At 74.5% G+C, this 10,705-nt stretch carries 12 protein-coding genes; 3 read left to right on the top strand and 9 right to left on the bottom strand.

The features are described from left to right. The first annotated feature begins 267 nt into the window (after positions 1–267). Entirely contained in the window at positions 268–612 is a 345-nt protein-coding gene (locus ACFQ11_RS27130) for a hypothetical protein (protein WP_378303574.1), read from the top strand. Positions 613–630: 18 nt separating this feature from the next. Continuing rightward, a complete protein-coding gene (locus tag ACFQ11_RS27125; protein WP_378303572.1) occupies positions 631–1,821 on the top strand; it encodes a winged helix DNA-binding domain-containing protein in 1,191 nt (396 codons plus the stop codon). Positions 1,822–1,850: 29 nt separating this feature from the next. Here ACFQ11_RS27125 and ACFQ11_RS27120 read toward each other — a convergent pair whose 3' ends face one another. After that, the gene (locus ACFQ11_RS27120) at positions 1,851–2,438 is read right to left on the bottom strand and encodes a hypothetical protein (protein ID WP_378303570.1); all 588 of its coding nucleotides are present in this window, start codon (positions 2,436–2,438) and stop codon (positions 1,851–1,853) included. A 347-nt stretch (positions 2,439–2,785) separates the two neighbouring features. On the opposite strand from ACFQ11_RS27120, the gene ACFQ11_RS27115 reads away from it, so the two are divergent. Then, positions 2,786–4,531 carry a CocE/NonD family hydrolase gene (locus ACFQ11_RS27115; RefSeq protein WP_378303568.1) on the top strand — a complete coding sequence of 582 codons (1,746 nt, stop codon included), beginning with the start codon at positions 2,786–2,788 and terminating at the stop codon, positions 4,529–4,531. Here the strand turns inward: ACFQ11_RS27115 and ACFQ11_RS27110 are convergent, their stop codons facing one another. The 8 genes from ACFQ11_RS27110 to hisD are packed head-to-tail and all read right to left on the bottom strand — an operon-like array spanning position 4,532 to position 10,704. Continuing rightward, positions 4,532–5,377 (bottom strand): ATP-grasp domain-containing protein, encoded by an 846-nt coding sequence (locus ACFQ11_RS27110; protein ID WP_378303566.1) that lies wholly within the window; start codon positions 5,375–5,377, stop codon positions 4,532–4,534. It lies immediately after the preceding gene. 15 nt (positions 5,378–5,392) lie between these two features. Next, positions 5,393–6,154 (bottom strand): imidazole glycerol phosphate synthase subunit HisF, encoded by a 762-nt coding sequence (gene hisF / locus ACFQ11_RS27105; RefSeq protein ID WP_378303564.1) that lies wholly within the window; start codon positions 6,152–6,154, stop codon positions 5,393–5,395. Beyond that, a complete protein-coding gene (gene priA, locus ACFQ11_RS27100; protein ID WP_378303562.1) occupies positions 6,151–6,870 on the bottom strand; it encodes a bifunctional 1-(5-phosphoribosyl)-5-((5-phosphoribosylamino)methylideneamino)imidazole-4-carboxamide isomerase/phosphoribosylanthranilate isomerase PriA in 720 nt (239 codons plus the stop codon). Before priA ends, hisF begins: the two co-directional genes overlap by 4 nt. Before the next feature lie 40 nt (positions 6,871–6,910). Beyond that, positions 6,911–7,552 (bottom strand): imidazole glycerol phosphate synthase subunit HisH, encoded by a 642-nt coding sequence (gene hisH / locus ACFQ11_RS27095; protein WP_378303560.1) that lies wholly within the window; start codon positions 7,550–7,552, stop codon positions 6,911–6,913. Further along, positions 7,549–7,719 carry a hypothetical protein gene (locus ACFQ11_RS27090; RefSeq protein ID WP_378303558.1) on the bottom strand — a complete coding sequence of 57 codons (171 nt, stop codon included), beginning with the start codon at positions 7,717–7,719 and terminating at the stop codon, positions 7,549–7,551. The genes hisH and ACFQ11_RS27090 overlap by 4 nt, the downstream gene beginning before the upstream one ends. A 2-nt stretch (positions 7,720–7,721) precedes the next feature. Then, positions 7,722–8,315 (bottom strand): imidazoleglycerol-phosphate dehydratase HisB, encoded by a 594-nt coding sequence (hisB, locus tag ACFQ11_RS27085; protein ID WP_378303556.1) that lies wholly within the window; start codon positions 8,313–8,315, stop codon positions 7,722–7,724. Then, on the bottom strand, positions 8,312–9,400 hold the full coding sequence (locus ACFQ11_RS27080; protein WP_378303554.1) for a histidinol-phosphate transaminase: 1,089 nt from the start codon (positions 9,398–9,400) through the stop codon (positions 8,312–8,314). The genes hisB and ACFQ11_RS27080 overlap by 4 nt, the downstream gene beginning before the upstream one ends. Then, a complete protein-coding gene (gene hisD / locus ACFQ11_RS27075; RefSeq protein WP_378303552.1) occupies positions 9,397–10,704 on the bottom strand; it encodes a histidinol dehydrogenase in 1,308 nt (435 codons plus the stop codon). The genes ACFQ11_RS27080 and hisD overlap by 4 nt, the downstream gene beginning before the upstream one ends. Position 10,705: the final 1 nt, after the last annotated feature.

Below are 10,705 nucleotides of genomic sequence, written 5' to 3'. Positions count from 1 at the left end.
CGGTAGCCGACGACCGCGACGGGCGCGCGGGCGAGGCCGCGCCGCACCGCGCGGGCCTCCAGGCGCAGCGCGGCGCAGACGACCAGGCCGCCCGCCGGGGCGGGCGCGGCGGCGTCCTCCTCCACACGACCAAGGAGATCACGGCGGTCCTCGGCGTTCCAGCCGAGCCGCCCACCGGGAGCGTCACCGTCCGGTACTACTTTCGCATCGCGAAGTTCAGCCCGCCGGAGGGCGACCGGCCGGGGCCCGCCCTCATAGACTCCGACCATGACCAACTCCCTTGCCCGGCGGAAGCTGGCCATCCTCCCCGTCCTCCTGCTGCCCCTCGGCGCGGTCGCGGCGTGCAGCGGGACGAACGCCGAGACCGACTGCGGCGTGAACTCCTGCACCGTCACGTTCGACCGCGGCGTCGAGGCCAGCGCGTCGATCCTCGGCGTGGACGCCGAACTCGTCAGCGTCCAGGGCGAGACCGTCACCCTCGCGATCGAGGGCAACAACATCACCGTTCCGGTCGGCGACGGCGCGCAGGGCGAAGAGGCCGAGGGCTTCGACGTCTCGGTGAAGTCGGTGACGCAGGAACAGGTCGTCGTGGAGATCACCGCGAACGGCTGAGCCGCTAGACTCTCGCACATGCGTTCGATCAGCGTCGCGGAGCGGCGGGCCCGGCTCGGGCGCCGGCACCGGCTGGCCGCGATGTCCAGGACCGACGACGTCCTGGACATCGCCCGCTCCCTGGTGGTGCTGCACGCCACCGACCCGGCCACGGTGTTCCTGTCGGTCGCGGCGCGCAGCGTGCGGGCCGACCCGGCGGCCGTGGAGCGCGCCCTGTACGACGACCGCACGCTGCTGCGGATGCTGGCGATGCGCCGGACGATGTTCGTCGCGCCCACCGACCTCGTGCCCGTCCTGCAGGCGTCCACGGCCGACGCGCTCGCGGCCAAGCAGCGCGCCGTGTACGCCCGCATGATCGAGAAGGGGCTCATCGACCGGGACCCGGGGTTCACCGACGTCCTCGCCTGGTTCACCGAGGCCGAGGAGGCCGCGCACCGGGCGCTGCTGGCGCGCGGCGAGGCGACCGGGGCGCAGCTCGGCGCGGACGTGCCGGTGCTGCGCACCCGGGTGGACCCGGCGCCCGGCAAGTCCTACTCGAAGCCCACGGGCATCACCACGTGGGTGCTCGTCGTCCTCGGCTGCGCGGGCCGCATCGTGCGCGGCCGCCCGAACGGGTCGTGGATCAGCAGCCAGTACCGGTGGGCGCCCGTCGAGACGTGGCTGCCGGGCGGCATCGCGCCGATGCCCGCCGACGCCGCCCGCACCGAACTGGTCGAGCGGTGGCTGCGGGCGTTCGGACCCGCACCCGTCACCGATCTCAAGTGGTGGACCGGCTGGACGGCCGCGCAGGTGAAGAAGGCGCTGGCCCCGCTCGACACGACCGAGGTCGACCTCGGCGGCACGGCCGGGATCGTCCTCACCGACGACCTCGAACCGGTCGAGACCCCCGAACCGTGGGCGGCGCTGCTGCCCGCCCTGGACCCCACGCCGATGGGCTGGCGGGAACGCGGCTGGTTCCTCGGCGAGCACCGTCCGGCGCTGTTCGACCGCAACGGCAACATCGGCCCGACGATCTGGTGGGACGGGCGCATCGTCGGCGGCTGGGCGCAGCGCCCGGACGGCGAGATCGCGCTGCGCTTCCTCGAGGACGCGGGCGCCGCGGCGCGCGCGGCCGCCGAACGGGAGGCCGAGCGGATCGCCGCCTGGTACGGCGACGTCCGCGCCGTCCCGAGGTTCCGCACCCCGCTCGAACGCGAACTCGCCTCCTGAACCCGCCGCCGCGGGCTGCCGCCGCGGGCTCAGTACGGGTAGGGCGGGCCGGTCACCGCGGCGGCGCGGCGCCGGGCCGCGCTGCGCCGCAGCATGATGACCGGCAGCGACGCGAGGGCGACGGCCACGAGCCCGAGCGACAGGAAGAACGCGATCCCGAGGTACAGCAGGGACGCGTCGTCCGGCTGCACCCGGATCCAGCCGCCCGTCCCCGTGCACGCCACCTGCGCCTGCCCGGTGACCGGCGCGGTGAACGTCGCCGCGTACGTGTGGTTCTCGACGTCCGACGCCACCCACGAGTGCTCTCTGGTCAGCCGGACGGGGATCGTCCTCTCCTCCGTCACGACCGCGCAGGACCGCGGTTCCGAGGCGCCGTCGCGCACGTAGACGAAGTAGCCGTACCCCTCCTCCAGGCGGAGCGACACGCCCGACTCGGGGCCTTCCGAGGAGGGCCCGTCGGCGACTTCCGACTCGGTCCACAGCAGCGCGAACGCACCGAAGAAGAGCAGCACGGCGAGGACGCCGAGGCCGATCGGCAGCGCGTACCAGCCGGCGGCGGGCCGGATGGGCGGCGGCGGCCCGGCCGGTCCGGCCGGCCCCACGGGCGGCGTTCCCATCGGCAGATTCGCCCCTGGCCACATGTCGTCCCCCTGCTGTTCCCCCTGATCAGGATCGGTCCCGTCCACGATCTCATCCGGAGGGCCCCGCCACCAGACGGGGGCCGCCGCCGGGACCGGCCGCCCGCGCCGCGGGGCTCCGGCGAAGGTTCCGCGGGGGCCGCCGAGACGGGACGGACGGCCGGGACCGGTGCGACGGCGGGGATTCGGCGGGGCATGAACGGTTACGTATGGTCGTGAGAACCGACGCGGCCGCGCAAGCCGACGCGGTCGCGCAAGCCGAAGCGGCCTTGAAAAAAGCCGATGTGGTCGTGAAAGCACGTTCCGGCCAGGACAGGGGAGGGAACATGGCCCCGTGGGACCGACTGCCCACTCCGCCGATCCGGATCCCCCGCCCGCCCGGGCTGCCGCGCCCGCCCGGCCTGCCCCGGCCGCCCGGACTGCCCCGCTACACCGTCGAGCGCGACATTCCCGTGCCGATGCGGGACGGGGTGACGCTGCTGGCCGACCGGTACATCCCCGCCGGGGCGAAGGAGCCGCCGCCCACGATCCTCGTGCGCACCCCCTACGGGCGGCGCGGCCCGGCCGCGCTGGCGAACGGCCTGCTGTTCGTCCCGTTCGGTTTCCAGTTGGTCGCGCAGAGCGCGCGCGGGACGTTCGGTTCGGGCGGGGAGTTCGATCCGCTCGGCAGCGAACGCGACGACGGGCTCGCCACCGTCGAATGGCTGAAGCGGCAGCCGTGGTTCAACGGGTCGTTCGCCACCTACGGCGCCAGCTACCTCGGCTACACGGCGTGGGCGACGGCGGCCGAGGCCGGACCCGAACTGAAGGCGATGTCGCTGCAGGTCACGGCGTCCTCGTTCCGGGACGCCGCCTACGTCGGCGGGTCGTTCGCGCTGGAGTCGACGCTGACCTGGACGAACCTGACGCACCAGCAGCAGCAGCCGCTCGGCCTGCTCACCGGCCCGCTCCTCGCGCGCCGCAGGGTGGCGCGGGCCGCCGCGTCGGGACGTCCGCTGTCGGAGCTCGACGTGCTGACCGGCGGCGAGGAGATGCGCTTCTACCAGGACCTCCTCGCCGCGCAGGGCGGCGACAACGGCTACTGGGACACCCGCGACTTCAGCGGCACCGTCGGGGAGGTGTCGGCGCCGGTGAGCCTGCTCGGCGGCTGGTTCGACGTGTTCCTGCCCTGGGAGATCCGCGACTACCTGGCGCTGCGGGCCGCGGGGCACCGGCCGTATCTCACGATCGGCCCCTGGTGGCACACCGATCCCAGGCACGGGATCGTCTCGCTGCGCGAGTCGCTCGCCTGGTTCCGCGCGCACCTGCTCGGCGACCCGTCCGGCCTGCGTCCCGACCCCGTCCGGGTGTACGTGACGGGTGCGCGCGAGTGGCGCGACTACCGGGACTGGCCGCCGCCGGGGATGCGGCAGGAACGCTGGCACCTGCATCCCGGTGGCGGGCTCGGCCCGGACGGCCCGCGCCGGTCCCGGCCGAGCGCCTACCGGTTCGACCCCGAGCACCCGACCCCGGCGCTCGGCGGCCCCACCCTGCTCGGCAGTTCCCGGCCCGTCGACAACCGGCCGCTGGAGCGGCGGCACGACGTGCTCGTGTTCACCTCGCCCGTCCTGGAGCGGGACCTGGACGTCATCGGGCCGATCGCCGCCGACCTGTTCGTCCGGTCCGACCGCGAGCACACCGACTTCGTCGTCCGGCTCTGCGACGTGGGCCCGGACGGCGCGTCCCGCAACGTGTGCGAGGGCGGGCTGCGGCTGCCCGCCGCCGCCGAGAAGCCCGTCGGCACCCGCGGGATCCGCCGCATCGCGGTCGACCTGTGGCCGACCGGGCACCGGTTCCGCCGCGGCCACCGCGTCCGGGTGCACGTGGCGAGCGGCGCCCACCCGAAGGTCGCGGCGAACCCGGGCACCGGCGAGCCGCTCATCACCGCCCGCGCGATGGTCGCCGCGCACCAGGAGGTGTACCACGACCCGGACCACCCGTCGGCGGTCGTCCTGCCGATCGTGGAGGCGTCCCCGGAGAGCGCAGACCCGGACCCGGAGGCCGAGGAGCGGCTCTTCCGGGACGGGACCTGATCACAGCCGGGCCGCCACCGCCTTGGCCAGGACCGACACGGCGTCGGGGCCGTGCGACAGGAACAGGTTCGGCTCGGTGAGTTCCAGCTCGAGGACGACGGGCGCGCCGTCGGGCCCGGGAACGAGGTCCACCCGGGCGTACAGCAGTTCGGGGGCGCCGGGGACGGCGGCGAGGGCGCGGCGCGCGACGTCCAGTTCGGCCGGCGTCGCGGTGGCTCCGGTGACGGCCCCGCGGCCGTCGCCGGGGACGACGAGGCCCTGGACGCCCGTGCCGGGCGCGAGGATCGGGGCCTTGCGGGCGGCGTGGCTGAACTCGCCGTCGAGGAAGACCAGTGCCTTCTCCCCCGCGGTGTCGATGTGGGAGAGGTAGGGCTGCACCATGACGGTGCGGCCGGCGTCGCGGAGTTCGCGCAGGTGGGCGCGGGCGGCGTCGGCCTCGGCGGCGCTCCAGCGGGCCGTGTCGCGCGACCCCGCGGACACCGCCGGTTTGATCACGTACTCGGGCCAGTCCGACGGGACGTCGGCGGGGTCCCAGCGAGTGGGGACGACCGGGACGCCCGCGTCGGCGAGGTCGCGCAGGTACCGCTTGTCGATGTTCCAGCGCAGCACGGGCGCCGGGTTGAGGACGTGCGGGAGCCCGTCGGCCCACGCGAGGAACTCGCCGGGGCGGTGCGTGTAGTCCCAGGTGGTCCGGACGACGACGAGGTCGTGCCGGGACCAGTCGGCGTCGGCGTCCCAGACGACGGGCTCGGCGCGGACGTCCAGTCCGGCGAGGGCCGCGGCGAGGGCGCGGTCGTCGTCGGTGCCGTCGGGCAGGAGGGAGCAGGTGGCGAGGGCGACGCGCATGGGGGGTTCTCCGGGTCAGCGGACGGGATGTCCGGCGGTTCTGAGGGCGTCCTTGACCTCGGAGATCTTCAGATCGCCGAAGTGGAAGACGCTGGCGGCGAGGACGGCGTCGGCGCCCGCCTCGACCGCGGGCGCGAAGTGGCCGGCCGCGCCGGCGCCGCCGCTGGCGATCACGGGGATCGTGACGGTCTCCCGGACGCGGGCGAGCATCTCCAGGTCGAAGCCGTTCTTGGTGCCGTCGGCGTCCATCGAGTTCAGCAGGATCTCGCCGACGCCGAGCTCCGCGCCGCGGCGGGCCCACTCGATCGCGTCGATGCCGGTGCCCTTGCGGCCGCCGTGGGTGGTGACCTCGAACCCGGACGGGGTGCCGGGCGCGCGGCGCGCGTCCACCGACAGCACGACGCACTGGGAGCCGAACCGGTGCGCGGCCTCCCGCAGGAACTCGGGCCGGGCGATCGCGGCGGTGTTCACCGACACCTTGTCGGCGCCCGCGCGCAGCAGCCGGTCGACGTCGTCGACGGTGCGGACGCCGCCGCCGACGGTCAGCGGGATGAACACCTGCTCGGCGGTGCGGCGGACGACGTCGTAGGTGGTGGAGCGGTCGGCGCTGGACGCGGTGATGTCGAGGAACGTCAGCTCGTCGGCGCCCTCGGCGTCGTAGCGGTGCGCGAGCTCGACCGGGTCGCCCGCGTCCCGCAGGTTCTGGAAGTTGACGCCCTTGACGACGCGCCCGGCATCGACGTCGAGGCAGGGGATGACACGGACCGCCACGGTCATCGGACGGCCTCCAGGGCCTCCTCGAGCGTGAACGCGCCCGCGTACAGCGCCTTGCCGACGATCGCGCCCTCGACGCCGTCCGGGACGAGCCCGGCGAGGGCGCGCAGGTCGTCCAGCGAGGAGACGCCGCCGGACGCGACGACGGGCTTGTCGGTGCGGGCGCAGACCTCGCGCAGCAGGTCGGTGTTCGGGCCGCGCAGCGTGCCGTCCTTGGTGACGTCGGTGACGACGTAGCGGGGGCAGCCGTCGTCCTCGAGGCGGGCGAGGACCTCCCACAGGTCGCCGCCCTCGCGGGTCCAGCCGCGCGCGGCGAGGGTCGTGCCGCGCACGTCCAGCCCGACGGCGATCCGGTCGCCGTGCGACGCGATGATCTCGCGGCACCAGGCCGGGTTCTCCAGCGCGGCGGTGCCGATGTTGACGCGGGCGCAGCCGGTCGCGAGCGCGGCCGCCAGGGACGCGTCGTCGCGGATGCCGCCGGACAGCTCGACCTTCACGTCCAGCTTGCCGGTGACCTCGGCGAGCAGCTCACGGTTCGAGCCGCGGCCGAACGCGGCGTCCAGGTCGACCAGATGGATCCACTCCGCGCCCGCCTCCTGCCACGCCAGGGCGGCCTCCAGCGGCGCGCCGTAGGAGGTCTCGGTGCCGGCCTCGCCCTGGACGAGGCGCACGGCCTGCCCGTCGGCGACGTCGACGGCGGGAAGCAGCGTCAGAGTCATGCGGAAACCTTATCGACGGATGTTCTATCGGCGGACGTTCTCAGGACAGGGTGGTCAGCCAGTTGCGCAGCAGCTCGGCGCCCGCGTCGCCGGACTTCTCCGGGTGGAACTGCGCGGCGCACAGCGGGCCGTTCTCGACCGCGGCGACGAACCGGTCGCCGTGCTCGGCCCACGTGACGAGCGGCGGCCGGATGCGGCCCATCGGGTCGGGCTCCAGTTCCCAGCGGCGGGCCGCGTAGGAGTGGACGAAGTAGAACCGCGCGTCCTCCAGGCCGCGGAACAGGACGGAGCCCTCGGGGACGTCCACGGTGTTCCAGCCCATGTGCGGGACGACCGGCGCGTCGAGCCGGTCGACGGTGCCGGGCCACTCGTCGCAGCCCTCGGTGGCGACGCCGTGCTCGATGCCCTCGGAGAACAGGATCTGCATGCCGACGCAGATGCCGAGCACGGGCCGTCCCCCGGCGAGCCGGCGCCCGATGATCCGGTCGCCCCCCACCGACTTCAGCCCGGCCATGCAGGCCGCGAACGCGCCGACGCCGGGCACGACCAGGCCGTCGGCGTTCAGCGCGGCGTCGCGGTCGGCGGTGACGGTGACGGACGCGCCCGCGCGGGCCACGGCCCGTTCGGCGGACCGCAGGTTCCCCGACCCGTAGTCGAGGACGACGATCTCGGGGCGGCTCACAGCCACATCACTCCCCCGGCGAACGCCATCGCCGCCAGCACGAACACGATCACCGCGGCGATCTTGAGGCCCTGCTTGACGAAGCTGTACACCCCGGCCAGCAGGAACACCGCGACCGCGAAGACCGCGACGTTGCCGTAGGTGAACTCCAGGCCGCCGATCTCCACGGTTACAGGGCCCCCTTCGTGGACGGCACGCCGTGCACCTTCGGGTCGAACGCGACCGCGTCGCGCAGCGCCCGGGCGAGGGCCTTGAACTGGGCCTCGACGATGTGGTGGGCGTTGCGCCCGTACGGGACGTGGACGTGCAGCGCCACGCGGGCGTTCGACACGAACGACTCGAAGATGTGCCGGGTCATCGTGGTGTCGTACTCGGGGCCGATCATCGGGGCCATGCCGTCCGGCTCCACGTGCACGAGGTAGGGGCGGCCCGAGACGTCCACGGTGACCTGCGCGAGCGCCTCGTCCAGCGGGATGGACGCGTCGGCGAACCGGCGGATGCCGGCCTTGTCGCCGAGCGCCTCCCGGAACGCCTGGCCGAGCGCGATCGCGGTGTCCTCGATCGTGTGGTGGCTGTCGATGTGCAGGTCGCCGGTCGTCTTGACGGTCAGGTCGAACGACCCGTGCTTGCCGAGCTGCGCCAGCATGTGGTCGAAGAACCCCACGCCGGTGGCCACGTCGACCCGGCCGGTCCCGTCGAGGTCGATCTCGACGAGGACCTGGGTCTCCTTGGTCCCGCGCTCGACTCTGCCCTTGCGCGTCACAGACTCTCCTTCAGTGCGGTGCGGAACGCCGCCGTCTCGTCGGGGGTGCCCACGCTGACCCGCAGCCAGGCGGGCGGGCCGACCTCGCGGATCAGCACGCCCCGCTCGAGCAGGCCCTCCCAGACCCGGCGCCGGTCCGGGAAGCGGCCGAACAGGACGAAGTTGGCGTCGGAATCGGCGACCGCGAGGCCCTCGCCGCGCAGCCACGCGACGAGCCCGTCGCGTTCGCGGCGCAGCGCGTCGACGGTGCCGAGCAGTTCGTCGCCGTGCGCGAGGGCGGTGCGGGCGACGGCCTGGGTGACGGCCGACAGGTGGTACGGGAGCCGCACCAGCAGCAGCGCGTCGATGACGGCCCGGCCGGCGGCGAGGTAGCCGAGGCGGGTGCCCGCCATCGCGAACGCCTTCGACATCGTGCGGGTGACGATCAGGCGGGGCCGTCCGTCCAGCAGCGTCAGCGCGGACGGGGTGCCGGCGCGGCGGAACTCGGCGTACGCCTCGTCGACCACGACCATGCCGGGCGCGGCGTCCAGGACCGCCTCGATCGTCTCCAGCGGCAGCGACGTCCCGGTCGGGTTGTTCGGCGACGTCAGGAACACCACGTCGGGCCGGTGCTCCTCGACGGCGGCGACGGCGCGCCCGGGGTCGAGGCCGAAGTCCTCGTCGCGGGAGGCGTCGATCCAGCGGGTGCCGGACACCGCCGTGATGATCGGGTGCATCGAGTAGGACGGCTCGAAGCCGAGCGCGGTGCGGCCGGGGCCGCCGAACGCCTGCAGGATCTGCTGGATGATCTCGTTGGAGCCGTTCGCGGCCCACACCCGGTCGCCGGTGAGCCCGGCGCCGGGGGTGTCGGCGTTGAGGAACGCCGCGAGGTCGGCGCGCAGGGCGACCGCGTCCCGGTCGGGGTAGCGGTTGAGGGTCCCGGCGACGTCCATGACGGCCTCGCCGAGCGCCTTCGCCAGCGCCTCGGACGGCGGGTACGGGTTCTCGTTGGTGTTCAGCGCGTACGGGACGTCCAGTTGCGGGGCGCCGTAGGGCTCCCGGCCGCGCAGGTCGTCCCGCAGCGGCAGGTCGGACAGGTCGGTCACGAGGGGATCTCCCAGTCGAAGCGGGCCTTGAGCGCGGCGCCGTGCGCGGGCAGGTCCTCGGCCTCGGCGAGCGCGACGACCCGGCCGGTGGCGGCGGCGAGCGCGTCGCGGTCGTACTCGACGACGTGCACGCCGCGCAGGAACGACTGCACGGACAGGCCCGAGGAGTGGCAGGCGCACCCGCCGGTCGGCAGCACGTGGTTGGACCCGGCGAGGTAGTCGCCGAGCGACACCGGCGCGTACCGGCCGACGAAGATCGCCCCGGCGTTGCGGACGCGGGCGGCGACGGCGGCCGCGTCGGCGGTGTGGACCTCCAGGTGCTCGGCGGCGTAGGCGTCCACGACCTTCAGCCCGGCCTCGACGTCGTCGACCAGCACGATGCCGGACTGGCGGCCCGCGAGGGCCTCGGTGATCCGCTCGGCGTGCCTGGTCCGCGCGACCTGCGCCTTCAGCTCGTCCTCGACGGCGTCGGCCAGCCCGGGCGAGTCGGTGACCAGGACGGCGGCGGCGAGCACGTCGTGCTCGGCCTGGCTGATCAGGTCGGCGGCGACGTCCACCGGGCTCGCGGTGCCGTCGGCGAGGATCGCGATCTCGGTCGGGCCCGCCTCGGCGTCGATGCCGATCACGCCCTTGAGCAGCCGCTTGGCGGCGGCGACGTAGACGTTGCCGGGCCCGGTGACGAGGTCGGCGGCCGGGCACTCGTCGGTGCCGTAGGCGAACATCGCGATCGCCTGCGCGCCGCCCGCGGCGTGGACCTCGTCGACGCCGAGCAGCGCGCACGCCGCGAGGATCGCCGGGTGCGGCCGCCCGCCGAACTCGGCCTGCGCGGGCGAGGTGACGGCGAGGGACTCGACGCCCGCCTCCTGCGCGGGCACGACGTTCATGACCACGCTGGACGGGTACACGGCGCGGCCGCCCGGGACGTACAGCCCGACGCGGCCGACGGGGATCCACCGCTCGGTGACGGTGCCGCCGGGCACGACCCGGGTGGTGACGTCGGTGCGGCGCTGCGCCCGGTGCACGATGCGGGCGCGGCGGATGCTCTCCTCGAGGGCGTCGCGGACCGCCGGGTCCAGCTCGGCGAGGGCCCGGTGGATCTCGGCGACCGGGACGCGGGTGCTCTCCAGCTCGACCCCGTCGAACGCCCTGGTGTGCTCCCGGACCGCCGCGGAGCCGCGATGGCGGACGTCCTCACAGATGGGCCGCACCTTGTCCAGGGCGGCCTCGACGTCGAGTTCGGCGCGGGGCAGCACGGAGCGCAGCTCGCGGGGAAGCGGGCCGCGCAGGTCGAGTCGGGAAATCACG

Source organism: Actinomadura sediminis (assembly GCF_042675525.1).
Taxonomy (GTDB): domain Bacteria; phylum Actinomycetota; class Actinomycetes; order Streptosporangiales; family Streptosporangiaceae; genus Spirillospora; species Spirillospora sediminis.
The sequence above is the reverse complement of the archived record's forward strand: the minus strand, read 5'-3'. Positions and strand labels throughout refer to the sequence as shown.